24 protein-coding genes are annotated in these 23016 nt (G+C 63.5%); 15 read left to right on the plus strand and 9 right to left on the minus strand.

The annotated features are described in order from the left end of the window. Positions 1 to 44: 44 nt before the first annotated feature. Positions 45 to 404 carry a DUF3800 domain-containing protein gene (locus V6767_RS19135; RefSeq protein WP_448474916.1) on the minus strand — a complete coding sequence of 120 codons (360 nt, stop codon included), beginning with the start codon at positions 402 to 404 and terminating at the stop codon, positions 45 to 47. A gap of 94 nt (positions 405 to 498) precedes the next feature. On the opposite strand from V6767_RS19135, the gene hisF reads away from it, so the two are divergent. From hisF to coaA, 3 genes are read left to right on the plus strand one after another with little or no spacing between them, the layout of a single operon-like run. Next, the gene (hisF, locus tag V6767_RS19140; RefSeq protein ID WP_448474917.1) at positions 499 to 1281 is read left to right on the plus strand and encodes an imidazole glycerol phosphate synthase subunit HisF; all 783 of its coding nucleotides are present in this window, start codon (positions 499 to 501) and stop codon (positions 1279 to 1281) included. A 16-nt stretch (positions 1282 to 1297) separates the two neighbouring features. Then, positions 1298 to 1621: a phosphoribosyl-ATP diphosphatase gene (locus tag V6767_RS19145; protein ID WP_448474918.1), complete on the plus strand. Its 324-nt coding sequence runs from the start codon at positions 1298 to 1300 to the stop codon at positions 1619 to 1621. Continuing rightward, positions 1618 to 2610 (plus strand): type I pantothenate kinase, encoded by a 993-nt coding sequence (gene coaA, locus V6767_RS19150; protein WP_448474919.1) that lies wholly within the window; start codon positions 1618 to 1620, stop codon positions 2608 to 2610. Before V6767_RS19145 ends, coaA begins: the two co-directional genes overlap by 4 nt. Positions 2611 to 2873: 263 nt before the next feature. On the opposite strand, the gene V6767_RS19155 is transcribed toward coaA, so the two are convergent. The 5 genes from V6767_RS19155 to V6767_RS19175 form a co-directional block, all read right to left on the minus strand. Further along, the gene (locus tag V6767_RS19155) at positions 2874 to 4397 is read right to left on the minus strand and encodes a tripartite tricarboxylate transporter permease (RefSeq protein ID WP_448474920.1); all 1524 of its coding nucleotides are present in this window, start codon (positions 4395 to 4397) and stop codon (positions 2874 to 2876) included. 10 nt (positions 4398 to 4407) lie between these two features. After that, complete coding sequence (locus V6767_RS19160; RefSeq protein WP_448474921.1) at positions 4408 to 4839, minus strand: tripartite tricarboxylate transporter TctB family protein; 432 nt, start codon at positions 4837 to 4839, stop codon at positions 4408 to 4410. A 20-nt stretch (positions 4840 to 4859) separates the two neighbouring features. Continuing rightward, positions 4860 to 5807 (minus strand): tripartite tricarboxylate transporter substrate binding protein, encoded by a 948-nt coding sequence (locus tag V6767_RS19165; RefSeq protein ID WP_448474922.1) that lies wholly within the window; start codon positions 5805 to 5807, stop codon positions 4860 to 4862. A 132-nt stretch (positions 5808 to 5939) separates the two neighbouring features. Next, positions 5940 to 6941 (minus strand): alpha/beta hydrolase, encoded by a 1002-nt coding sequence (locus V6767_RS19170; protein WP_448474923.1) that lies wholly within the window; start codon positions 6939 to 6941, stop codon positions 5940 to 5942. Positions 6942 to 7019: 78 nt separating this feature from the next. Next, on the minus strand, positions 7020 to 7469 hold the full coding sequence (locus V6767_RS19175; protein WP_448474924.1) for a MaoC family dehydratase: 450 nt from the start codon (positions 7467 to 7469) through the stop codon (positions 7020 to 7022). 154 nt (positions 7470 to 7623) lie between these two features. Between V6767_RS19175 and V6767_RS19180 the strand changes: the two genes are divergently transcribed. From V6767_RS19180 to V6767_RS19195, 4 genes are all read left to right on the plus strand, one after another. Then, complete coding sequence (locus V6767_RS19180) at positions 7624 to 9048, plus strand: aldehyde dehydrogenase family protein (protein ID WP_448474925.1); 1425 nt, start codon at positions 7624 to 7626, stop codon at positions 9046 to 9048. 23 nt (positions 9049 to 9071) lie between these two features. Beyond that, entirely contained in the window at positions 9072 to 9692 is a 621-nt protein-coding gene (locus V6767_RS19185; protein WP_448474926.1) for a nuclear transport factor 2 family protein, read from the plus strand. 296 nt (positions 9693 to 9988) lie between these two features. Then, positions 9989 to 11131: a TAXI family TRAP transporter solute-binding subunit gene (locus V6767_RS19190; RefSeq protein WP_448474927.1), complete on the plus strand. Its 1143-nt coding sequence runs from the start codon at positions 9989 to 9991 to the stop codon at positions 11129 to 11131. Between the two features lie 10 nt (positions 11132 to 11141). Further along, complete coding sequence (locus V6767_RS19195; RefSeq protein WP_448474928.1) at positions 11142 to 13133, plus strand: TRAP transporter permease; 1992 nt, start codon at positions 11142 to 11144, stop codon at positions 13131 to 13133. Positions 13134 to 13195: 62 nt separating this feature from the next. Here V6767_RS19195 and V6767_RS19200 read toward each other — a convergent pair whose 3' ends face one another. Both V6767_RS19200 and arfB read right to left on the minus strand, forming a co-directional pair. Then, positions 13196 to 13807 carry an alpha-ketoglutarate-dependent dioxygenase AlkB family protein gene (locus V6767_RS19200; RefSeq protein ID WP_448474929.1) on the minus strand — a complete coding sequence of 204 codons (612 nt, stop codon included), beginning with the start codon at positions 13805 to 13807 and terminating at the stop codon, positions 13196 to 13198. Positions 13808 to 13812: 5 nt separating this feature from the next. Then, positions 13813 to 14250 (minus strand): alternative ribosome rescue aminoacyl-tRNA hydrolase ArfB, encoded by a 438-nt coding sequence (gene arfB / locus V6767_RS19205; protein WP_448474930.1) that lies wholly within the window; start codon positions 14248 to 14250, stop codon positions 13813 to 13815. A 242-nt stretch (positions 14251 to 14492) separates the two neighbouring features. Here arfB and V6767_RS19210 point away from each other — a divergent pair, with 242 nt between their 5' ends. Further along, on the plus strand, positions 14493 to 14933 hold the full coding sequence (locus tag V6767_RS19210) for a glyoxalase superfamily protein (RefSeq protein WP_448474931.1): 441 nt from the start codon (positions 14493 to 14495) through the stop codon (positions 14931 to 14933). A gap of 320 nt (positions 14934 to 15253) precedes the next feature. On the opposite strand, the gene V6767_RS19215 is transcribed toward V6767_RS19210, so the two are convergent. Beyond that, positions 15254 to 16861 carry a phosphoenolpyruvate carboxykinase gene (locus V6767_RS19215; RefSeq protein WP_448474932.1) on the minus strand — a complete coding sequence of 536 codons (1608 nt, stop codon included), beginning with the start codon at positions 16859 to 16861 and terminating at the stop codon, positions 15254 to 15256. Positions 16862 to 17195: 334 nt separating this feature from the next. On the opposite strand from V6767_RS19215, the gene V6767_RS19220 reads away from it, so the two are divergent. From V6767_RS19220 to V6767_RS19250, 7 genes are all read left to right on the plus strand, one after another. Further along, positions 17196 to 17912, plus strand: a complete 717-nt coding sequence (locus tag V6767_RS19220; RefSeq protein WP_448430193.1) for a response regulator transcription factor — start codon at positions 17196 to 17198, stop codon at positions 17910 to 17912. A gap of 124 nt (positions 17913 to 18036) precedes the next feature. Then, positions 18037 to 19743, plus strand: a complete 1707-nt coding sequence (locus V6767_RS19225; protein ID WP_448474967.1) for a stimulus-sensing domain-containing protein — start codon at positions 18037 to 18039, stop codon at positions 19741 to 19743. Next, the gene (locus V6767_RS19230; protein ID WP_448474933.1) at positions 19740 to 20222 is read left to right on the plus strand and encodes an HPr kinase/phosphorylase; all 483 of its coding nucleotides are present in this window, start codon (positions 19740 to 19742) and stop codon (positions 20220 to 20222) included. Before V6767_RS19225 ends, V6767_RS19230 begins: the two co-directional genes overlap by 4 nt. Before the next feature lie 113 nt (positions 20223 to 20335). After that, entirely contained in the window at positions 20336 to 20737 is a 402-nt protein-coding gene (locus V6767_RS19235) for a PTS sugar transporter subunit IIA (RefSeq protein WP_230721537.1), read from the plus strand. A gap of 8 nt (positions 20738 to 20745) precedes the next feature. Continuing rightward, positions 20746 to 21021, plus strand: coding sequence for an HPr family phosphocarrier protein (locus V6767_RS19240; protein ID WP_230721536.1), 276 nt, complete (start codon positions 20746 to 20748; stop codon positions 21019 to 21021). 55 nt (positions 21022 to 21076) lie between these two features. Next, positions 21077 to 21862, plus strand: a complete 786-nt coding sequence (locus V6767_RS19245) for a ThuA domain-containing protein (RefSeq protein ID WP_448474934.1) — start codon at positions 21077 to 21079, stop codon at positions 21860 to 21862. Positions 21863 to 21878: 16 nt separating this feature from the next. Beyond that, entirely contained in the window at positions 21879 to 22970 is a 1092-nt protein-coding gene (locus V6767_RS19250; RefSeq protein ID WP_448474935.1) for a Gfo/Idh/MocA family protein, read from the plus strand. The last annotated feature ends 46 nt before the right edge of the window (positions 22971 to 23016 follow it).

Raw genomic sequence — 23016 nt, forward strand, 5'->3', positions numbered from 1 at the left:
GACCGGCATTGTCGAGAACCATCCGCACCGCCCGCTCACGGACTTCAGGGGAATATTTGTTCGTTGTTTTGCTCATGATGCTCCATCTTACTCAAGAGTAGGAGCCTCCGGCAAACCCGGTGCGGTTCATTCAGATCAGTCATGAAGTCGTCTCTACGATCTCGATTCTGAAGGAAGGCGAAAGGCGGTTTCTGCTGCCGCATCTCGCGCTCGTGAAATACCACGGCATCATGGCCAAACCATTTGAACTTGAGCCGCTGAAACGCCGGCACGGTGGCTTCGATATAGGAGGCCTTCTCAAAAACGCAGAAAGCCAGCACGAAAACCGGATAATGCGGTGAAATGACGCTGAGATTGTGATCGCCGCTTTCATCGACATAAACAATGTAATCGCTGAACCGCAATTTATTGCCCTTTCCGTTTCAACGTCCTACAAACCATTCTCAATTCTGAACTGCCAGCAAGCCTCAGGCGCTTACACTTGTAAAGGTACCGGCGATGACCCTCAAAGCCCGCGTCATACCCTGTCTCGACGTCAAGGACGGTCGGGTCGTCAAGGGGGTCAACTTTGTCGATCTTATCGATGCCGGTGATCCGGTGGAGGCGGCGCAAGCGTATGATGCGGCGGGCGCGGACGAGCTCTGCTTTCTTGATATCACCGCCACCTCCGACAATCGCGAGACCATCTTCGATGTGGTGACCCGCACCGCCGAGCACTGCTTCATGCCGCTGACCGTCGGCGGCGGGGTGCGGACCGTCGCCGATATCCGCAAGCTGCTGCTTTGCGGCGCGGACAAGGTGTCGATCAACTCGGCGGCGGTGAAGAACCCGGAATTCGTGGCCGAAGCCGCCGACAAGTTCGGCAATCAATGCATCGTGGTGTCGATCGATGCCAAGCGCCGGGAAACGCCGGCCGGCGAAGGCGACAGCGCCTGGGAAATCTTCACCCATGGCGGCCGCCAGCCGACCGGCATCGACGCGGTGAAATTCGCCCGCAAGGTCGTTGCTCTCGGCGCGGGCGAAATCATGCTGACCTCGATGGATCGCGACGGCACCAAGGCAGGCTACGACATCGAACTGACCCGTACGCTTGCCGATGCAGTCTCCGTGCCGGTGATCGCGTCGGGCGGCGTCGGCACGCTCGATCATCTGGTGGAAGGCATTCGCGATGGACACGCCACCGCCGTTCTGGCTGCGTCAATTTTTCACTTCGGCACCTATTCCATAGGCGAGGCCAAACAGTATATGGCTGACAGCGGGATTGCCGTCAGGCTCGACTGACGGCAAAGGAGAGGACATGTCTGAATTCACGCTTGCCGATCTGGAGGCAATTGTCAGAACCCGCGCCGCGGCTTCGCCCGAGGAAAGCTGGACCGCCAAACTCGTTGCCGGCGGCCAGCGCAAGGCCGCCAAGAAGCTCGGCGAGGAGGCCGTCGAAGCGGTGATCGCGGCGATCGCCGAAGACCGCGAGAACCTTGTCGGGGAAAGCGCCGATGTGCTGTTCCATCTTCTCGTGGTTTTGAAGATCGCCGACATTCCGCTCTCCGACGTCATGGCCGAACTTGCAAGCCGCACCGGCCAGTCGGGCATCGCCGAGAAGGCGGGACGCACGTCCTCATGATCGCCGGTTTCGAGGAAACGCTGGTCGCGGAGGGGGACGGTTCCGGCGGCACGGTCTCGCCCTATCGCTTCTTTACCGCCGAGGAATGGTCGCATTTCCGCGCCGATACGCCGCTGACGCTGACGGCCGAGGAAGTTCACAAGCTTCGCTCGCTGAACGACCCGATCGATCTGGAAGAGGTGCGGCGCATCTACCTGTCGCTGTCGCGGCTGCTGTCGAGCCACGTGGAATCCTCGCAGATGCTGTTCCGCCAGCGCGGCCAGTTCCTCAATTTCGGCGAGGCGGACGCGAAAACACCCTTCATCATCGGCATCGCCGGCCCGGTCGCGGTCGGCAAGTCGACCACGGCACGCCTGTTGAAGCAGCTTCTCGCCCGCTGGCCGTCCAGCCCCAAGGTCGATCTCGTCACCACCGACGGCTTTCTCTACCCCAATGCGGTTCTGGAGATGGAAGGACTGATGCGGCGCAAGGGCTTTCCCGAAAGCTTCGACACCGCCGCGATCCTGCGCTTCCTTTCGGCGATCAAGGCCGGCATGCCGAATGTAAAGGCGCCGCTTTATTCGCATCTGAGCTATGACGTGTTGCCCGACGGCTTCGTCACCGTCGATCGTCCCGATATCCTGATCTTCGAGGGCATCAACGTGCTGCAGGCCCGCGATCTGCCGGCCGGCGGGCGCATGGTGCCGATGGTCTCGGATTTCTTCGACTTCTCGATCTATATCGACGCCAGCACCGACCTGATCCATCACTGGTATGTCGAGCGCTTCATGAAGCTGCGCCAGACCGCCTTCCGCGACCCGGCCTCCTATTTCCATCGCTATGCGCGGCTGACCGAGGAGGACGCGCTGTCGACGGCGGAGGACCTCTGGAACAACATCAACATGAAGAACCTGATCGAAAACATCCTGCCGACCCGCCCGCGCGCCGACCTGATCCTGCGCAAGGGCCGCGATCATCTGGTGGAAACGGTCGCGCTGAGGAAACTCTGAGCGCGATCCTCAGACTGCTGACAAACCCTTGGATGCGCAGGTCAACACCTTCGCTGGCGTACCCCACAGGGGTCATGCTCGGACTTGATCCGAGCATCCAGGCGACTTAAGTCATTGAATTTCAGTGAACTTATAGCGAACCCCTGCCGCGTTGCCTGGATCCTCGTGTCAAGCACGAGGATGACTCCGAGTTTAAGGGCAGGTTTGTTTACAAACTGACGAACGCGCTTAGAAAACTCCGAGCGCGTCCGCGCGACAGCCGGTCAGTCCTCGATCGGCTCGGGTTCCGGTTTCTTTTTCCTCTTCCTCGGCCCCAGATAGACGATCGAAACCACCGAGAGCGCCAGCAGGACCAGCGCAATCGGATGCTGGAACACCACCATCGGATCGCCGCGGCTGATCAGGATCGACTGCACCATCTTCGATTCCAGTTCCGGCGTCAGCACATAGCCGATGATGAAGGCGACCACCGAAAAGCCGAAACGCTGCATGAAATAGCCGAGCACCCCAAAGGCGAGCATGATGTAGACGCCGAACATCGAGCCGGCGGTGACATAGGCCCCGGTGATGCAGAGCAGCAGCGCTGCCGGATAGACCACCGAATTGGGCGCGGCGATCGCCATCGACCAGATCCGCATGCCGACCTGGCCGACGCCGAGATTGCAGAAATTGGCGATCAGCATCGCCCCGAACAGACCGTAGATCAGCCTTCCCTGCTCCTCAAACAGGAGCGGACCCGGCTGGACGCCGTGAATGATGAAGGCGCTGACCAGAAGGGCGGCGGCGATATTGCCGGGAATGCCGAGCGTCAGAAGCGGGATCAGATTGGCGCCGACCACCGCCGAATTGGCGGCTTCCGACGCCGCGATGCCGCGCGGATCGCCCTTGCCGAAACTTTCCGGATCCTTCGCAGCCTGCTTGGTGACCGAATAGGATAGAAATCCTGCGGTCGCCGAGCCGAGCCCCGGGATCGCGCCGATCACGGTCCCGATCACGAAAGCGCGGATCGCGACATATTTGTTGGCGAGCAACTCGGTCAGGGTAACGCCCCTGTCCTCCGGATCGTCGGAACGCACCCGGATCGGCGAGGCCGTGCTTGTCGCCCGCGTGGTGGCCGCGATCTGGCGGAAAATCTCGGAGACGGCCAGAAGCCCGATCGACATCGCTGTCAGCGGCAGGCCGTCATAAAGATCGAGCGAGCCGAAGGTGAAGCGCGGGGTACCCAGCCCCGGATCGATGCCGACGGAGGCGAACAGGAAGCCGAGCGCCGCCGCCATCAGCCCCTTCACCATGGAATTGCCGACAAGACCGGTGATCACCGTGAAGGCGAGGATCATCAGCGCGGTGATCTCGATCGGCCCCATCCTGAGGGCCACCAGCGCCAGAGGCGCGGAGATGGTGATCAGCACGATGTCGCTCGAAATATCGCCGAAGACCGAGTAATAAAGCGAGTATTTCATCGCCTTCATCGGCCGGCCCTTCTTGGCCATCGGGTGCCCGTCCAGCGCGGTCGCTGCCGATTCCGGCGTGCCGGGCGTGTTGATCAGGATCGCCGGGATCGCGCCGCCGACCGTGCCGCCCTTGTTGACGGAAATCAGGAAGGCCAGCGCCGTCAGCGTGTCGAGCGTATAGGTGAGCGGGATGGCGATCGCGAGCGCCATCAGCAGCGTCATGCCGGGAATGGCGCCGACGATCTGGCCGACGGCGACGCCGAGGATGATATAGAGAATATTGGTGAGCGTGAGCGCGTCCGTCAGCCCGCCGATAATGGTTGCAAAATCAGGCATCAGAGCGCTCTCAGAACGGGATTGCGGGCAGCGGGCGGCCCATGACGATGACAAAGACGAACCAGGTGCCGACCGGCACGGCGGCGATGGTTGCCGCAAGCCAGGCATAGCGCCGCTCGAACATGAAGGCGCAGATCACCGCCATCAGCGCCACCGCCGATGGCAGAAACCCGATCCGCGGCATGGCAAGCGCTGCCGCGAGCACGGCGATAGTAAGCCCCGCCAGACGGGCGAACTCGTAGCCGTCGAACTCGGCCGCCTCGCGCGGCTTCATGACGAGTTGCACCGCGCCGAGCAGGATGAACAGCCAGGCCGCGATCCTTGGAAACAGCGACGGGTCAATCGGCCCGGCGCTGGCGGTCACCTGATCGGGGATCAGGTAGAAGAGAAGGAAACCGCCGAAGATGATGGCGGCTCCCCCGATCAGACGTTCAAACTGCATGCTGCCGGACCTTTCCCGCGTCACTTGCCGAGATAGGTCTTGTAGAACTGAGCGTTCTTGGCGATCCGCTCGGTGGTTGCCTCCGGCCCGAGGTTGAGCGGCTCGTTTTCAAGCCTCGTCATCAACTCGCCATAGCTTTCGGAATCGACCGCCTCGTCGAGCGCTTCCTCCAGGCAGGTCCGGATCGCCGGATCGACGCCCTTGGGAATCATGAAGATGGTCTGACCCTCGATCGTCGCATCGAGCCCGACCTCCACCAGCGACGGCGAATCCGGCGCATAGGGCACGCGCGCATCGGTAAGCGAGGCGAGCTGGTTCATCGCGCCGGCCTTGATCTGCTGCACATGCTGGGTGCCCTGCGTGGTCGCGTCCACATGGCCGCCGAGGGTCGATTGCAGCGCGTCGGCAGCGCCCTTGCTCGGCACCGCGATCAGGTTGACATCGTAATGCTTGGCCATCTGGTCGACGAGGATTTCCTGGCTCTTGCCGCCAACGGCAATGGTCGCGCCATTGTTTTCCTTGGCATAGGCGATGAATTCCTCGAGGTTCTGGTAGGGCCGGTCCACCAGGGCGACGAGGCCGTAATTGATCTGCATTGCCGTGCCCAGATAGTCGAAGCTTTCATAGGTGTAGGGCGTGTCGTCATTCTCGTAGGGGTTCAGCGCCACCGTGCCGGTCGCGCCGACGCCGATCGCATAGCCGTCGGGCTTCATATTCATCAGCATTGCCGACATCACCCCGCCGCCGGCGCCCGGCTTGTTGTCGACAACGACCGTCCAGCCCTGGCTTTCCTCGATTTCTGCCGCGATCGCCCGCGCGATCGCATCCGTGCCGCCGCCGGCGCCATAGCCCACCAGCATCTGGATCGGCTTTTCCGGAAAGCCATCCGGGCAGTTTGCCGCGTAAGCGCCGCTTGCCGTCATTGCGGAAATGCCAAGCACGATCGTGCCGAAAATTCTCTTGTTCATGATAGTCCTCCTCCGTTCAGGGTGCTGGCCTCCATCCCCGATGCCATTTCACACCCTTCTCCTCCTGCTGCCTACCAAGCCCCGTTCCGCAATCATACCGCGCGGGCCGCGCGTTTCGGCAGGCGAAACGTGTTATCGCTTCAGAAAGGCCTCCATTTCGCCCAGCATCGCATCCCGCCCGCGTTCCGGTCGGTCGAACAGGATGTAATGCGTTGTGTTTTCCGGCTGCCAGTACAACACTTCCTCTGCGTTGATCAGGTCCGCCGCCAGCGCATCCATATCATCCTTCCGGCTCAGCGTGTCGAATTCCGGACGCACGATCATGACGCGCGCATAGACCTGGCTGGCATCGACGAGCTTGTGGCCGATGCCCATCAGGAACAGGTCTTCCAGCATGCCGTTGGGGCTGCGATAGGTCGGCGGATCGCGGTCCTTCGCGGTTGGATCACCGTCGATCAGCGCCTGCTCGAAGGCCTTGACGATTGCCGGATCGCGCCAGGCGGTCTTGTCCGCGATCGGGATCTGCCGGTCCCATTCGCGGGTCAGCATGTCGACCGCATTGAAAGTGTAATTGCCGAAATGCGGCCGGTTGAAATGGCCGGGCCGCGCCGGATCCTCCCATTGCGAACCATGGCAGAATTTCGGGTGGTTGCCGGCCGCGCCATACATCATCACGTAGAGCACGAGATGGCTGACCTTTTCCGGAAAAAGCGCCGCGTAAGCCATAACGCAGGTGCCGCCGACGCCCCAGCCGAACATGCCGACCCTGTCCTGCCCGCTCGCGGTGCGCAGATGGTCGACGGCGGCGTCGAGATCGCGCGTCAGCTCCAGCGTGCGGTAAAGCGGCCTGGTCTTTGCCGGCGGCGCCTCCATTTCGGGCGGGCGTTCGGACCGGCCGAAGCCGCGACCATCGACGATGTAGCAACGATGCCCTCTTCTGGCGAGGTCTTCGGCAAGCGAGCCGTTCGGCACGTCGAGATCATATTCCGACAGGCCGGGTATGCGGGTGCCGTGCATCAGGATCATCGGCACGGCCCGATCGGGCGCCGTGGCATCCACGACCTCCCGGATCGCGATCTTCACCCCGTCGCGCGTCGTTACAAAAAAATCCCTGCGGCTGATCTCGCCCACCATGCATCCCCCTTGTTGTTGCTTTGTTCACAGGCGCTACGGCGCATCCCCTGCCGCCATCGCGTTTCGCCAGCCGAAGGCCTACCCGGCATTGCGCGCGGGCACCTGACCCAGAGACGTGTAGGTCATCACCGTCTCGCCATCCTGATTGGTCATAGTCACTTTGGTGCGGATGCGGCCGTATTCAGGTCGTTTTTCGTGCCTTGTGGTTTCCACCACCTCGCGGGCGACGGTCAGCTGATCGCCGGGCTTCACCGGCCTGCGCCAGCGCAACTCATCGATGCCGAGGCCGACCATCGGCGTTTCGCCATAGCCGCCCTCCTCCACGAACAGACGCATGGAGAGCGCCGCAAGCTGCCAGCCGCTGGCGATCAGCGAACCGAACCGGCCCTTGGCCGCGGCTTCCGGGTCGGTATGCATCGGCTGCGGATCATATTCGCCGGCAAAGCGGATGATATCGGCCTCCGACAGGGTAACGGTCTTGCTGGTCCAGGTCTCGCCGACCTCGAAATCCTCGAAATAGCGCCGCATGCGGTCCTCCTTTTGTGAGATGATGTTCTAGATAGCCGCGCGACGCCAGGCAAAAGCGCGCGCCCCTCGTTTCGGCAGACGAAATGCGGCAGCGCCCCGATTGCGGCCCGGGCGATTGCGGCTAAAGTCGCTGCAGCCGATTGAGGGAGGGATCATGGACGCGCTGGAATTCTATATCGACGGGACCTGGGTGAAGCCTGACGGCGCGCGCGAGATCGCGATCATCAACCCGGCCGACGAGCGCCAGATCGGCCGGGTCGCGCTCGGCTCCGCCGCCGATGTCGATCGCGCCGTCACCGCCGCGCGACGCGCCTTCGACGCCTGGTCCACGACCACCCGCGCGGAACGGCTGGCGGCGCTTCGCCGCATCGTCGACGGTTTCCGGGCGCGGCTGCCGGAACTCGCCCGGCTGATGACGATGGAAATGGGCGTGCCGATCACCTTTTCCACCGAACGGCAGGCAACGGTGGCGCTGTTTCACTTCGAGGAGGCGATCCGGGTTCTGGAGACCTATGAATTCGAACGACCCGAGCCGACCGGCATCATCCGGCGCGAGCCAATCGGGCTCTGCGGCATGATCACGCCGTGGAACTGGCCGCTGAACCAGATGGCCTCGAAGATCGCTCCGGCGCTCGCCACCGGCTGCACCATGGTGCTGAAGCCGAGCGAGATCGCGCCGCTGAGCGCGAAGGCGCTTGCCGAAGTCATCGATGCCGCGGGCCTCCCCGCCGGCGTGTTCAACCTCGTCCAGGGCGACGGCCCGATCGTCGGCGAGGCGATCGCGAGCCATCCGGAGGTCGACATGGTCTCGATCACCGGTTCGGCCGGCGCGGGCGTTCGCGTGGCAAAACTTGCCGCCGACACAATCAAGCGCGTGACGCAGGAGCTTGGCGGCAAGTCCGCCAACATCATCCTGCCGGATGCCGACATGGCGAAGGCCGTCGCCGCCGGCGTCCACGCCTGCAACACCAATGCCGGCCAGAACTGCCAGTCGCCGACCCGCATGCTGGTGCCGCGCGGCCACCGCGAGGAGGCGATCGCGGCCGCCCGCGGCGCGATCGACACGATCGTGCTCGGCGATCCGATGGACCCGAAGACCACGATGGGCCCGCTGGTGAGCCAGTCCCAGTTCGACAAGGTGCAGGCGCTGATCGCCGCAGGCATTGACGAGGGCGCGACGCTGGTCGCCGGCGGGCCCGGTCGCCCGGCCTCCGCCAATGCCGGCTATTTCGTGCGGCCGACCGTATTCGCCGATGTAACGCCGGACATGCGGATTGCACGCGAGGAGATCTTTGGCCCGGTGTTGTCGATGATGTTCTATGACAGCGAGGACGAGGCGGTCGCGATCGCCAACGACACGCCCTTCGGCCTTGCCGGCTTCGTGCAGTCGCCCGACCCCGAGCGCGCGCGCAAGATCGCCAATCGCATTCGCGCCGGCCGCGTCTACTATAATGGCGCGCCCTTCGACCGGTCGCTGCCTTTCGGCGGCTACAAGCAGTCCGGCAATGGTCGCGAATTCGGCCTTGCCGGCTTCGAGGAATATCTGGAAACCAAGGCGCTTGTCGGCTTTACGGCCTGACCGTGATCACTAGGGAGGACACCATGCAACCCGAAACCGAACAGCGCCTGCTGGAGATGCTGGAGCGCGAGGAGCTTTTCGACCTTGTGCGGCGGGAGCGTTTTGCCCGCGACCAGGGGCGCTTCGACGTGATGCGCGAATGCTTTCACGACGACGCCTATGTGCGCACCAGCTGGTATGACGGTAAGGGCGGGGCGGCCTATGTCGATTCCACTCGCGCGTTCATGAAAAGGGTGCGCGGCGGCAAGCATTGGGTGTTTCCGGCCTTCGCCCGCATCAACGGCGACCGGGCGACCGTGGAAAGCCCGGCGATGATCTTCAACCGCGCGAAGCTGGAAGACATCGCGGTCGATTTCCACGTCTTCTGCCGCTTCTTCTCGCGTTGCGTGCGCGAGGACGGACGCTGGAAGATCATGAGTTTCGAAGTGCTGTTCGAGCGCGACGTGATGAGCGCGCTCAATCCGCGCGAGGCGCTACCGATCGACTGGGACAAGCTCGAGAGCTATCGCCCGAGCTACTGCTTCCTGTCCTATCTCCAGGGCAGCCGCGGCATCACAGTCAACCAGGACCTGCTGGGCGACGACCGCCCCGAAGCCCTCGCCGCCTTCCACGACGGCGAGGAGGCGTGGCTTGCATCAAAGTGATCGGAGCTGATGCAGATATGATGGGGAGCTTTATGCCGAAGCCTCTCGCAACAGGCGTCTGCGTTCTTAACCTCAAGACTGCAACTATCAGCGGCTTCCGGGCCGCTTTTTTGCTGCAGCCACGTTATCACCGTCTCCGGCACATAACGCGGCCTCTATTTCGTCTAGCGAAACGCATCTGGATTGAAATATCCCCGAAACACAAGTCATCCTAATTTCGGCGCGGGACGGCAGAAAGGCCGCGATTGCGCTGGCCATGCCAAGGAGTCAGCCAAAACGACGAGGAGGAAAGACCAATGAGATTATTTGCGCGCATGGCGCTCGGTGCACTCTGCCTGGTGGCGGGAGGCGCGGCCGCCGCCGATGACACCGTTACCCTGCCAAAAACGCTGGTGTGGACCAGCTTCGACACCGGCAGTCTTGGCTATAACCAGTCGATCGCGGTCGGCAAGGCGCTGGAGGATGCCTATGGCATTTCGCTGCGCGTACTGCCGGCTTCCACCGACCTTTCACGCATCGCGCCGGCGCGCGAGGGCCGGGTGCCGTTCGCGCTCGCCGGCAGCGATGCCTTCTACGCTTTCGAGGGCGTGCTGAGCTATGCCGCGCCCGAACTCGGACCGCAGAAACTGACGGCCGTCGATCTGGCGGGCGCCGACAATGGCGTTGCTATGGGCGTTGCCGAAAATGGCGACATCAACTCGATCCAGGACCTGAAGGGCAAGAAGATCGGCTGGGTGGTCAGCTCGCCCTCGCTTCAGTCCAATGTCCGGGCATTTCTGGCCTTTGGCGGCCTCACCGTCGATGATGTCCAACTTGTCGATCAGCCGAGCTATGGCGGCGCCTGGCAGGCGTTTACCAGCGGCCAGATTGACGCGATGACGGCGGTGACCTCCGGCAGCGGCGTGCTGGAACAGGCCGCCGCCTCGCCGCAGGGCCTGAAATGGCTGCCGCTGCCCTTCTCCGACAAGGAAGGCTGGGAGCGGCTGCAGGCCGTCAACCCGCACTTCACCCAGCGCAAGGCCACCGTCGGCGTCCATATCGACGAGGACCATCCGCTGGAATGCGCGGGCGTGCCCTATCCGGCGCTGATCACCTACACAGCACCTGAAGACCTGGTCTACAACGTCACCAAGGCGATCGACCTTCAGGCTCCGGTCTATTCCAAGATGCAGTCGGGCACGTCCGGCTGGGCCGCGGACCGGCAGGTGTTCGACTGGGTCGTGCCCTATAATGCCGGCGCCATCGAATACTACAAGGAAGCCGGCGTCTGGACGGACGAGATCCAGAAGCACAATGACGACCTCGTCGCCCGCGGCAAGGTGCTGCAGGATGCCTGGGCGACCATGGAAGGCGAAAGCGGCGACGGTTTTGCCGAGAAGTGGATGCAGGTGCGCGCCGATGCGCTGGAAGCAGCGGGCTTCCCGGCTTATTTCAGGTAAGAGAATAAGAATGTCCGAACCGGAAAAGATCTATCATGACGGCGAGTCGACACCGACTCGCCATCTCCCCGGTCCGGCGCGATGGGCGGTCAGGGTCTTCACCCTGATCCTCCTCGTGCTCGGCACCAACCAGACGTTCAATCTCGGATCGCATTTCGGTTTCACGATCCTCGAAAACCAGTATTTCTATCTGGTGCTGGCGCTCGCCATCCCGATGGTGTTTCTGCTGATCCCCGGCTTCGGCGGCAACACCGCCAAGGGTCCGGGCATCATCGACTGGGCGCTTGCCGCGATCACCGTCGGCACGCTCGCCTATTTCGTCATTCATTCCTATGACATCGTGTTGCTCGGCTGGGAAATGTCGCCGCCTCAAACGGCGGTGATCTTCAGCGCGATCCTGTGGGTGCTCATGCTCGACGCCGGCCGGCGCGCGGGCGGGCTGATCCTCGGTCTGATCGTGCTGTTCTTTTCGGCCTATCCGCTGTTTGCCGACAGGATGCCGGGGCCGATCTCTGCGTTCTCCTCGCCGTTTTCCTATGTCGCCGCCTATCACGCGATGAGCCTTGAAAGCATGCTCGGTATTCCGCTGAAGGCGTTCGCCAATCTGGTGTTCGGCTTCGTCGTCTTTGGTGCGGCTCTGGAACATACCGGCGCGGGCCGGTTCTTCATCAACCTTGCCTTTGCGCTTCTCGGGCATGTCCGCGGCGGACCGGCCAAGGTCGCGATCCTTTCGAGCGGGCTTATGGGCTCGCTTTCGGGCAGCGTCGTCACCAATGTGCTGACCACCGGCGTCATGACCATTCCGGCCATGCGCAGGGTCGGCATGAAGGGCACGATGGCGGCCGGGATCGAGACCTGCGCCTCGACGGGCGGCGTGCTTATGCCGCCCGTCATGGGGGCCGCCGCCTTCGTCATGGCGGATTTCCTGCAGGTGCCCTACGCCACGATCGCGGTGTCTGCCGCGATCCCCGCCTTCCTCTATTTCATGGGCCTGTTCATCCAGATCGATGCGCGCGCCGCGCGTGACGGGCTGAAGGGCATTCCGGTCGCCGAACTGCCGAAGCTGAAACAGACTCTCAAGGAAGGCTGGCACCATGTCTTCGCCTTCGGGCTTTTGACCTTCATGCTGCTGGTGATGCAGAACGAGCAATATGCGCCCTTCTATGCCACCGCCGCGCTGCTGGTGATCAACCAGATCGTCTCGAAGACCGATCGCTGGGGCAAAAAGGAACTGCTGCATTTCATCGATTCGCTTGGCCGGCTGTTCGCCACGCTCGCCGCAACCCTTGCCGCCGTCGGCATGATCGTCGGCGGGCTTTCGATGACCGGCCTTGCCGGCACGCTCGTCAACGACCTGTTGTCGATTGCCGGCGACAGCCCCCTGCTGCTCCTGATCATGGGCGCGCTGACGAGCCTCGTTCTCGGCACCGGCATGACGGCGACGGCGTGCTACATCTTCCTCGCGGTGATGCTGGCTCCGGCGCTGATCCAGGTCGGGCTCGATCCGCTGGCCTCGCACCTGTTCATCTTCTACTGGGGCATGCTGTCCTTCATCACGCCGCCGGTGGCGCTCGGCGCGTTCGCCGCCGCATCGGTCGCCAACACGCCGCCGATGCGCACCGGCTTCGAGGCGATGAAGATCGGCAGCATCGTCTATTTCATCCCGTTCTTCTTCGTGTTCGATCCGGCGCTGATCGGCCATGGAAGCTGGGGCAATATCGTGGTCTCGCTGATGCTTGCCCTGTTCGGGGTGTGGATGTTCGCGGGCGGCATCCAGGGCTATATCATGGGCATCGGTCCGGTGTTCCGCGACAGCCCCTATGCCTGGGTCCTCAGGCTGCCGCTGCTGATCGGCGCGATCCTGATCGCGCTGCCGGGCGAGGCGATCGCAGGCATCGGCGACCTCGAACTGCTGGCGATCGGCCTTGCGGTAATGTCGCCGGTGGTGATCGCCGCGCTGATCCAGAACCGGCGAGGGTTAAGTCCCACAAGCGCGGTCTGAACACAGCCTCCCAAGGCGCGCCGGCGGGTCATGCCCGCCGGCTTTTTTTGTGAATGCGGCGGCTACGCCGTGACCCGGCGCAGCGTCAGGTTGATCCGGCCGCCATTCTTCAGAAGCGTCGAGGTGCCGGGATAGGTGCGGGTGACGCCGTGGAAGGCGAGGCGGCTTTTGCCGGCAAGCAGGACGATATCGCCGCTCTTGAGCTTCAGCGACACCGTCTTGCCGCCCCGCTCGGTTCCGCCGACGCGGAACAGGCAGGTATCGCCGAGCGAGACCGAGAGCACGGGCGCGTTGAAATCGGCCTCGTCGCTGTCCTGATGCAGGCCCATCTTGGCGCTCTCGTCATAGAAATTGACGAGGCAGGCCTCGGGCGGGCGCTCGTAATCGGCAAGCGTGTCCCAGAGGTTCAGTAGGCTTGCCGGCATGGGCGGCCACGGCCTGCCGGTCACCGGATGGGTTGCCTGATAGCGGTAGCCGCGCTGCTTGTCGGTGACCCAGCCGAGCGCGCCGCAATTGGTCATCCTCACCGACATCGGCTTGCCGGTGCGCGGCATGGTCGGCACATAGAGCGGGGCGTCCGCGACCACGGCGCGGATTTCGCTGACCAGCGCCTCCTGGGCGGCGCGGTCGAGATAATCCGGCAGATAGCGGAAGCCTTCGGGCAGGTCGTTCATGGCGGTTACTCATCCGACGTGGGCTTGCCGCGCATCTTCTTGATGGCGCCGCGCCCGGTCTTTGCCTTCAGCCGGCGTTCGATCGAGCCCTTGGTGGGCCGGGTCTTGCGGCGTCTGGGGGGCGGCGGGGCGGCGGCGGCGAGGATCAGCTCCTTCAGTCGCTCGCGGGCATCCTCGCGGTTGCGCTCCTGAGAGCGAAACCGGTTGGCCTCGATCATCAGCACGCCCTCCTTGGAAACCTTGCGGCCTGCAATGCGCGCGGCATTGCGCTTGACCGTGTCGGAGAGCGAGGGCGAGGCCATGAGCGGAAAGAACAGCTGAACGCCAGTCGCGACCTTGTTGACATTCTGCCCGCCGGGCCCGCCGGCAAGCACGAACTGCTCGGTCAGCTCCCAGCCGAAAATGGTGATCCGGTCGTTGATGATGAGATCGCTTGAGGCCATGGCTGGCGTTATCTCACGCCCCACCCTGCCCTTCAAGGCCGCGCGCCTTGCTTGACGCAGAGAAAAAACCGGCGTACCGAGCAGGAACGGCAAGGGTCGCCGGCCGCCCGCGGGTTTGTTGAAGCCCATGGTGAAGTGCCCGTTGAACCGATGAGCGAGTTTTTCAAACCTTGCGCATTCGCGTTTCAGGCAATGCGGGCACTGGAACACCATAAAAGCGAATGCGAAGGAAAGACTTCGCAATGCCTCACACACCGCTCCCCGCCCTTGAGACGCTCAAGGATCAGGCCAAACGCCTGCGTTCCCGGCTGGCCCAGGAAGGCCAGACCATCAGCCATTCCCGCGCGCTGGAACTGGTTGCCGCGCAATACGGCTTTCGCGACTGGAACACGCTCCACGCCAGGGTCGGCAACCGGCCGCCGCTCAATCCATCGATGCTCGGCGCGCGCGTTAGCGGCACCTATCTCGGCCATCCCTTCACCGCCGAGGTGATCTCCGTACAGGCGCTGCAGAACCGGCCCGGTTACTACCGGCTGACGATGAAGTTCGACGAGGCCATCGATGTGGTCACCTTCGACAGCTTTTCGGCCTTTCGCCGCCGGATCAACTGCACCATCGACGAAACCGGCCGCTCGCCGGCAAAGACATCGGATGGACGGCCGCATGTCGAATTGTCCTGGTAGCTGGTGATCACGAAAAACAAAAATACCCGAGCGACCTCAATGTCCATGTATCCAGTGTGTTGACAAACCTGTCCTTAAACTCGGCGTCACCCTCGGGCTTGACCCGAGGGTCCAGGCACCCCGGCAAGGGTTCGCAATAAGTCCAATGAAGTTCAATGGCTTAAGTCGCCTGGGTGCTCGGATCAAGTCCGAGCATGACCCCTGAGAGGAAACGCCAGTGAAGCGGTCAACCTGCGCATCCATGGCTTCGTCGGCAGCCCGAATACCCGGACGACCTCAGTCGCCCGGGTATCCTCCCTCTTTAAGGTCTCGCCTGTTTCTCAGGCCGCGGCCAGCACGCCCGGGGAAGCCGCCTTGACGCCGGCATCCACATGGTCCTCGAACTTGGCGAAGTTGGCGACGAACATGTCGACCAGCTTCTTGGCCTGCGCGTCGTAGGCGGTCGGGTTCGACCAGGTGCCGCGCGGGTTGAGGATCGCGGCATCGACGCCCGGCACCGCGACCGGCACTTCGAAGCCGAAATTGTCATCGGTGCGGAATTCGGCTTCAGTCAGACGGCCCGACAGCGCTTCGGCCAGCATGGCGCGGGTCTGGCGGATCGGCATGCGGCTGCCGGTGCCATAGGCGCCGCCGGTCCAGCCGGTGTTGACCAGCCAGCACTGCACGCCGTGCTTGGCAATCAACGCCTTCAGGAGATTGCCGTATTCGGTCGGGTGACGCGGCATGAACGGAGCGCCGAAACAGGTCGAAAACGTCGCTTCCGGCTCGGTCACGCCCTTTTCGGTGCCCGCGACCTTGGCCGTGTAGCCCGACAGGAAGTGGTACATGGCCTGTTCGGGCGTGAGCTTCGCGATCGGCGGCAGCACGCCGAAGGCATCCGCCGTCAGCATGATGACGGTCTTGGGATGCGGCGCGAGACCGGTGCGCGAGGCGTTGGGAATGAAATCCAGCGGATAGGCGCAGCGGGTGTTCTCCGTCAGCGAGCCATCATCGAAGTCGGGCTGGCGGTCGGCATCGAGCACGACATTTTCCAGCACCGTGCCGAAACGCTGGGTGGTGGCGTAAATCTCCGGCTCGGCCTCGGCCGAAAGCCGGATGGTCTTTGCGTAGCAGCCGCCCTCAAAATTGAACAGGCCATCCTTGCCCCAGCCATGCTCGTCATCGCCGACCAGCGTGCGCGCCGGATCGGCCGAAAGCGTGGTCTTGCCGGTGCCCGACAGGCCGAAGAACACGGCGGCATCGCCGTCCGGGCCGACATTGGCCGAGCAGTGCATCGGCATCACGCCGCGTTCCGGCAGCAGATAGTTGAGCACGGTGAACACCGACTTCTTCATCTCGCCGGCATAGGATGTGCCGCCGATCAGCACCAGACCATTGACGAGATCGCAGGCGATCACGGTTTCGGTGCGGCAGCCATAGCGTTTCGGATCGGCCGAAAACGACGGCAGGTTGATGATCGTCAGCTTCGCCTCGAAATCCTCGACCTGATCGCGATCCGGGCGGATCAGCAGGTTGCGGATGAACTGGGCGTGCCAGGCATATTCGGTGATCACCCGCGTCGGCAGGCGGTTGGCCTCGTCCGCGCCGCCGATCAGGTCCTGGACGAACAGGTCCTTGCCCGCCGCATGGGCCAGCATGTCGGCCTTCAGCAGCGCGAAATGCTCCGGCGACATCGGCTTGTTGTTGTCCCACCAGATCTGGTCGCGCGTGGCGTCATCGCAGACGACGAACTTGTCCTTGGCCGAGCGGCCGGTGTGCTGGCCGGTGAGCGCGCGCAGGGCGCCGCCGGCCGTCAAAACCGCTTCTCCACGACGGATCGATTCCTCGCAGAGTTCGGCCGGAAGGAGGTTGTAGTAGACCGATTTCAGGTCTTTCAGACCCGCGCTCTCGACCGGAAAGCCGCGATTGTAGATTCCATGCTCCGCCATGTTCTCGCCTTTCAAGAGAAATTCAATTTTTTAAAAACATATTAAATTAATTCGCATCCGACAACCGGGGATGTCGCAAAATCTAATGAAATCAGTCATTTAATCGATTAAAGAAAATCCATGCATGACAGTGTTATGAAATTTATCCTGCTTTCTCATGATCTTAACTGCTCATCCGAGTTGGGCCGCGGCTCGATTTAAAACGCGGCGTCAGCGCCGAGCGGGCGGCCTTGCCACAATTTGTTCCAGTTTTTTTCCAAGAAATGCTAGAAACAGGGAGTTGGTCCGCTTTGCGGCGGCCCTTCCAAAAAACAGATGCTGACAGGGAGTTCCCATGCAGACGATCGCTCTGGTCGATGACGACCGCAACATTTTGACCTCGGTGTCGATCGCGCTCGAATCGGAGGGGTACCGCGTCGACACCTATACCGATGGCGCGACCGCGCTGACCGGGCTTCAGGCCAACCCCCCGCAGCTTGCGATCTTCGACATCAAGATGCCGCGCATGGACGGGATGGAACTGCTGCGCCGCCTGCGCCAGAAATCCGACATGCCGGTGATCTTTCTAACCTCCAAGGATGAAGAGATCGACGAGCTGTTCGGCCTGAAGATGGGCGCCGACGATTTCATCACCAAGCCGTTCTCGCAGCGCCTGCTGGTGGAGCGCGTACGCGCAGTTCTGCGCCGGGTCGCCGCCCGCGAGGCCGCCGCCAACGGCGTCAAGCCGACGGACGGCGAGGCCAACCGTCCGCTGGAGCGCGGGCCGCTGGTGATGGACCGCGAGCGCCACACCTGCACCTGGAAGGGCGGCCCGGTAACGCTGACCGTCACCGAGTTCCTGATCCTGCAATCGCTCGCCCAGCGCCCGGGCGTGGTCAAGAGCCGCGATGCGCTGATGGATGCCGCCTATGACGATCAGGTCTATGTCGACGACCGCACCATCGACAGCCACATCAAGCGCCTGCGCAAGAAGTTCAAGATGGTCGATAACGACTTCGATATGATAGAGACGCTCTACGGCGTCGGCTATCGCTTCCGCGAGGCGGCCTGATTTTCAAGACGACGACCGGCGCGCCACCGAGAGCGGCCGCGCCGGGTAGCCAGGACGTAGCGTGACGGACACAGCCAAGAAAACAGCCAAGCCGGCCCGGCGCTGGCGAAAGCCCTTCGCCGTCATGCGCTGGGTGCTGGCCTCGACCGTGTTTTCGAGCCTCAACTGGCGCATCCTGTTCTTCAACCTTCTGGCGCTGTTTTTCCTGGTCGGCGGCATTCTCTACCTCAACCAGTTCCGCGAGGGCCTGATCGACGCGCGCGTCGAAAGCCTGCTGACCCAGGGCGAAATCATCGCCGGCGCGATCGCCTCCTCGGCCTCGGTCGAGACCGACACGATGACAATCGACCCGCAGAAGCTGCTGGAACTGCAGGCCGGCGAAAGCGCCCGGCCGACCGCCAGCGACGAGGATCTGCGCTTTCCGCTCAACCCCGAAAAAGTGGCGCCGATCCTCAGACGGCTGATTTCGCCGACAAGGACGCGGGCGCGGATCTTCGATCCCGACGCCAATCTGATCCTCGACTCGCGCTATCTCTATTCGCGCGGCCAGGTGCTGCGCTACGACCTGCCCGCCGCCAGCCAGGATGACACCGAAAGCATCGGCGATAAGCTTGGCAATCTCATGAACCGGTTCCTGCAGCCCGGCAACCTGCCGCGCTACGAGGAGGCGCCGGGCGGCGACGGCTCGATCTATCCGGAGGTCATCAAGGCGCTCGATGCCCAGCGTTCCGCCGTGGTGCGGGTCACCGACAAGGGCAAGCTGATCGTCTCGGTGGCCGTGCCGATCCAGCGTTTCCGCGCGGTGCTCGGCGTGCTGCTGCTCTCCACCCAGGCCGGCGATATCGACGAGATCGTCCATGCCGAGCGGATCGCCATCATCCGCGTCTTCGGGGTCACCGCGCTGGTGACGATGATCCTCTCCTTCATGCTGTCCTCGACGATCGCAAGCCCGCTGCGCCGGCTGTCGGAAGCCGCCGTGAGGGTGCGCCGCGGCGGCCCGCGCGAGCGCGAGGAAATCCCGGATTTCTCCGCCCGCCAGGACGAGATCGGCCACCTCTCGACGACGCTGCGCGAGATGACCACGGCGCTTTACGACCGGATCGACGCGATCGACAGTTTCGCGGCCGATGTCGCCCATGAGCTGAAGAACCCGCTGACATCGCTGCGCAGCGCGGTCGAAACCCTGCCGCTGGCGAAGACCGAGGAATCCAAGGCCCGGCTGACCGAGATCATCCAGCACGATGTGCGCCGTCTCGACCGGCTGATCAGCGATATCTCGGACGCCTCCAGGCTCGACGCCGAGCTTGCGCGCGAGGACGCCAAGCGCTTCGATGTCGAAACCCTGCTCACCGACCTGGTGAAGATCTCGCGCGAAACCAGCAAGCGCCACAAGCAGGTGACGATCGGCTTCACCGCCCATCCCGGCAATCACGGCAAGGGCGCGTTCGAGACCTATGGCCATGATCTGCGCATCGGCCAGATCGTCACCAACCTGATCGAAAACGCCCGCTCCTTCGTCCCGGAAAAGACCGGCCGCGTCGACGTGGCGCTGACCCGCACAAGGGCACAGATCATCGTCACCGTCACCGATAACGGCCCCGGCATCCGGCCCGACGCGCTGGAGCGCGTCTTCGAGCGGTTCTACACCGACCGGCCCGACGGCGAGGCCTTCGGCCAGAATTCCGGTCTCGGCCTGTCGATCTCGCGCCAGATCGCCGAGGCCCATGGCGGCACGCTGACGGCGGAAAACGTCGCCGATGCGGAAACCGGCGAGGTCAAGGGCGCGCGCTTCACCCTCACCCTCCCGGCGGCCACCGGCAAGGCGTCATGACCGGCGCGGTCAATCTGCATGCAACCGCAATCGTGCTCGGCGCGACCGGCATCCTGATCACCGGCCCGTCCGGCGCGGGCAAAAGCGCGCTGGCGCTTTCGCTGATCCGGGCGGGACGGCTGCACGGCCTCTACGCGAGCCTCGTCGCCGATGACCAGGTCCTGGTCTCGGCGTTGAACGGCAGGGCGGTGGCGACCGCGCCGCCGGCGACCGCCGGCCTGATCGAAATCCGCGGGACCGGCCTTGTGCCGATCGAGCATCTGCCGGCGGCGGTGCTCGATTTCGCGCTTCTGCCCGTCGATCCGGCCACGGCCGAGCGGCTGCCGGCGACCGGGGAGCGGCTCGACCTTGTTGCCGGTCTGACGCTGCCGCTCGCCCGCCTCTTGTGGCCCTCGCCCGATCCGTTTTCGGCGCTTGCGGCACTTTGTCCCGGCCTCGAGCAGGGCCTTGCCGCGCGCCCGCGGCTGGCGGAATACTGATCGCACCTCTTCGAGCGCGACTGTTTTCATGTGTGATTTCGCCGTTTTGGCTTGCACTTCGCGCCCGCTTCGACAAGATGCGAACGTTATCGCCCCGAGAAGGAGCTTGGTGAATGATCGGATTGGTTCTTGTGACCCATGGCGGCCTTGCGGAGGAATTCCGTCTGGCGGTCGAACATGTTGTTGGGCCCCAGGATGCCATCGAGACGATTTCGATCGGCCCGGAAGACGACATGGACCGCCGCCGCGACGATATCGTTGCCGCCGTCGGCAAGGTCGATGCCGGCAACGGCGTCATCATCCTGACCGACATGTTCGGCGGAACCCCCTCCAACCTCGCGATTTCCGTCATGAACAGCGGCACCACCGAGGTGATCGCCGGCGTCAACCTGCCGATGCTGATCAAGCTTGTGGCCGTGCGGCAGGAAAACGACATGGCAAAGGCGCTTGCCGAGGCGGAGGATGCCGGCCGGCGCTATATCAATGTTGCAAGCCGTGTGCTGAGCGGGAACTAGCAGGCCATATGGAAACCGTTACACGCCGCCTCACCATTCTCAACAAAAGGGGGCTGCATGCGCGCGCTTCGGCGAAATTCGTCCAGACCGTCGAGAAATTCGATGCCTCCGTCGCCGTCGCCAAGGACGGCATGCGCGTGGGCGGCACGTCGATCATGGGACTGATGATGCTTGCCGCCGGCATCAACAGCACTATTGTTGTTTCAGCCGCGGGCGCCGAGGCGGAAGCGGCGCTCGATGCCATAGAGGCGCTCGTCGCCGACCGTTTCGGCGAAGAAGGCTAAGCCCGACCGCAACGCGTCCCGCACCGCGCCAATCCGGAAAAAATGGATATCAGACATGACCATCAGAACCCTTGTTTGGGGCGAAAACGTCCACGAACAGACCAACGAGACCGTGGCCGAACTCTATCCCCGCGGCATGCATGCCGCCATCGCCGAAAGCCTCAACCGCAATGACGGCATAAAGGCGGACACCGCCGTTCTCCAGGACCCCGAGCACGGCCTGACGGCCGAGCGGCTCGCCGAAACCGATGTTCTGCTGTGGTGGGGCCATGCCGCCCATGGCGAGGTGTCCGACGCGGTTGCCGAGCGTGTCTGCGAGGCGGTCTGGAGCGGGATGGGCATGATCTTCCTGCATTCAGCGCATTTTTCCAAACCGTTCAAGCGGCTGATGGGCACGGCCTGCAATCTCACCTGGCGCGAAGCCGGCGAGCGCGAGCGGCTGTGGGTGACCTCGGCAAACCACCCGATCGCCGAAGGCGTCGGCCCGATGTTCGAGCTTGAGAACGAGGAGATGTATGGCGAACCCTTTGGCGTGCCGGAACCGCTGGAGACCGTGTTCGTGAGCTGGTTCCAGGGCGGCGAGGTGTTCCGCTCCGGCCTTACCTACAAGCGCGGCGCGGGCAATGTGTTCTACTTCCGCCCCGGCCACGAGACCTATCCGACCTATCACGACGCCAATGTCCAGCGCGTGATCGCCAATGCAGTGCGCTGGGCCCATAACCCGGCCCGCCGGATCGCCGATCCGACCGCCGCCCCCAACGTGCCGGTCGACGAGACGCCCGAAAAGATCACCGAGCGCGGCGCCCGCCTGCACAATCCCGGCGAAGACGGTTTTCGCTGACCACGGAGACAGCCCCATGAGCAAGACGAAGAAACCGGTACGGGTGCTGATCGTCGGCACCGGCGGCATGGCGCGCGTCCATGCGGGAGCCTTCGCCGAAATGGACGGCGTGAACGTGGTGGCGGGCGTCGATCCGCGCGCCGATGTGCTCGCCGCCTTCTGCGACAAACACGGGATCGAAGGCCGCTACGCCACGCTTGCCGAGGCAATCGAGCAGTGCGATTTCGACGCCGCCTCGGTGGTGACGCCCGACGGCCTGCATTATGCCACGACGATGCCGCTGATTGCCGCCGGCAAGCACGTGCTGTGCGAAAAGCCGCTGAGCACCGACTACGCCTTCGCCTCCGAGATGGCCTCGGCCGCGGAGGCTGCCGGCATCGTCAACATGATCAATCTCAGCTACCGCAATGTCGCCGCACTGCAGAAGGCGGCGGACATGATCGCCGCCGGCGAGATCGGCGCGGTGCGCCATTTCGAGGCTTCATACCTGCAGAGCTGGCTGACGCAGGACGTCTGGGGCGACTGGCGCACCGAGCCCGGCTGGCTGTGGCGGCTTTCCACCGCGCATGGCTCCAAGGGCGCGCTTGGCGATGTCGGCATCCATATCGTCGATTTCGCCACCTTTGCCGCCGGCTCCGCGCCGCATTCGGTCTCCTGCCGCACCGCCGTGTTCCACAAGGCTGAGGGCGACAGGATCGGCGAGTATACGCTCGACGCCAATGACAGCTTCGTCATGCATATGGACCTCGCAAACGGCGCGATCGGCACGATCACCGCCTCGCGCTTCGCCTCCGGCCACCACAATGATCTCCGCCTCAGGATTTACGGCGACAAGGGCGGGCTGCAGGTGCTGTTCGAGCGCAATGAGAGCCATTTGCGCGCGGCCATCGGCCCGGATGCGCTTGCCAAGGAGGAGTGGAGCGATATCGACTGCCCGCCGGTCCCGACGATCTACCAGCGCTTCATCGCCGCGATCCGCGGCGAGGCGCCGGCCGAGCCGACCTTCCTGCGCGGCGCGGAACTGCAGCAGGTTCTCGATCTCGCCGGCCGCTCCCAAGAAATGGGAAGCCGTTCGCTGACGCTCGAGGCGGTTGCGGGACCGTCGTGAAACCCTTCCTCGCAGATCAAATTAGCTTAACTTCAGTTAATTTTAT

The organism is Martelella sp. FLE1502 (genome assembly GCF_053484255.1).

Excerpts from the sequence above, each read along its gene's own strand:
- V6767_RS19200 (WP_448474929.1), bottom strand. The coding sequence starts at position 13,807 with ATGAACGACCTGCCCGAAGGCTTCCGCTATCTGCCGGATTATCTCGAC.
- V6767_RS19240 (WP_230721536.1), top strand. The coding sequence starts at position 20,746 with ATGGAAACCGTTACACGCCGCCTCACCATTCTCAACAAAAGGGGGCTG.
- V6767_RS19185 (WP_448474926.1), top strand. The coding sequence starts at position 9,072 with ATGCAACCCGAAACCGAACAGCGCCTGCTGGAGATGCTGGAGCGCGAG.
- V6767_RS19220 (WP_448430193.1), top strand. The coding sequence starts at position 17,196 with ATGCAGACGATCGCTCTGGTCGATGACGACCGCAACATTTTGACCTCG.
- V6767_RS19170 (WP_448474923.1), bottom strand. The coding sequence starts at position 6,941 with ATGGTGGGCGAGATCAGCCGCAGGGATTTTTTTGTAACGACGCGCGAC.
- V6767_RS19165 (WP_448474922.1), bottom strand. The coding sequence starts at position 5,807 with ATGAACAAGAGAATTTTCGGCACGATCGTGCTTGGCATTTCCGCAATG.
- V6767_RS19160 (WP_448474921.1), bottom strand. The coding sequence starts at position 4,839 with ATGCAGTTTGAACGTCTGATCGGGGGAGCCGCCATCATCTTCGGCGGT.
- V6767_RS19225 (WP_448474967.1), top strand. The coding sequence starts at position 18,037 with ATGCGCTGGGTGCTGGCCTCGACCGTGTTTTCGAGCCTCAACTGGCGC.
- V6767_RS19245 (WP_448474934.1), top strand. The coding sequence starts at position 21,077 with ATGACCATCAGAACCCTTGTTTGGGGCGAAAACGTCCACGAACAGACC.
- coaA (WP_448474919.1), top strand. The coding sequence starts at position 1,618 with ATGATCGCCGGTTTCGAGGAAACGCTGGTCGCGGAGGGGGACGGTTCC.
- V6767_RS19175 (WP_448474924.1), bottom strand. The coding sequence starts at position 7,469 with ATGCGGCGCTATTTCGAGGATTTCGAGGTCGGCGAGACCTGGACCAGC.
- V6767_RS19145 (WP_448474918.1), top strand. The coding sequence starts at position 1,298 with ATGTCTGAATTCACGCTTGCCGATCTGGAGGCAATTGTCAGAACCCGC.
- V6767_RS19235 (WP_230721537.1), top strand. The coding sequence starts at position 20,336 with ATGATCGGATTGGTTCTTGTGACCCATGGCGGCCTTGCGGAGGAATTC.
- hisF (WP_448474917.1), top strand. The coding sequence starts at position 499 with ATGACCCTCAAAGCCCGCGTCATACCCTGTCTCGACGTCAAGGACGGT.
- V6767_RS19190 (WP_448474927.1), top strand. The coding sequence starts at position 9,989 with ATGAGATTATTTGCGCGCATGGCGCTCGGTGCACTCTGCCTGGTGGCG.
- V6767_RS19180 (WP_448474925.1), top strand. The coding sequence starts at position 7,624 with ATGGACGCGCTGGAATTCTATATCGACGGGACCTGGGTGAAGCCTGAC.
- V6767_RS19155 (WP_448474920.1), bottom strand. The coding sequence starts at position 4,397 with ATGCCTGATTTTGCAACCATTATCGGCGGGCTGACGGACGCGCTCACG.
- V6767_RS19195 (WP_448474928.1), top strand. The coding sequence starts at position 11,142 with ATGTCCGAACCGGAAAAGATCTATCATGACGGCGAGTCGACACCGACT.
- V6767_RS19230 (WP_448474933.1), top strand. The coding sequence starts at position 19,740 with ATGACCGGCGCGGTCAATCTGCATGCAACCGCAATCGTGCTCGGCGCG.
- V6767_RS19210 (WP_448474931.1), top strand. The coding sequence starts at position 14,493 with ATGCCTCACACACCGCTCCCCGCCCTTGAGACGCTCAAGGATCAGGCC.
- V6767_RS19250 (WP_448474935.1), top strand. The coding sequence starts at position 21,879 with ATGAGCAAGACGAAGAAACCGGTACGGGTGCTGATCGTCGGCACCGGC.
- arfB (WP_448474930.1), bottom strand. The coding sequence starts at position 14,250 with ATGGCCTCAAGCGATCTCATCATCAACGACCGGATCACCATTTTCGGC.
- V6767_RS19215 (WP_448474932.1), bottom strand. The coding sequence starts at position 16,861 with ATGGCGGAGCATGGAATCTACAATCGCGGCTTTCCGGTCGAGAGCGCG.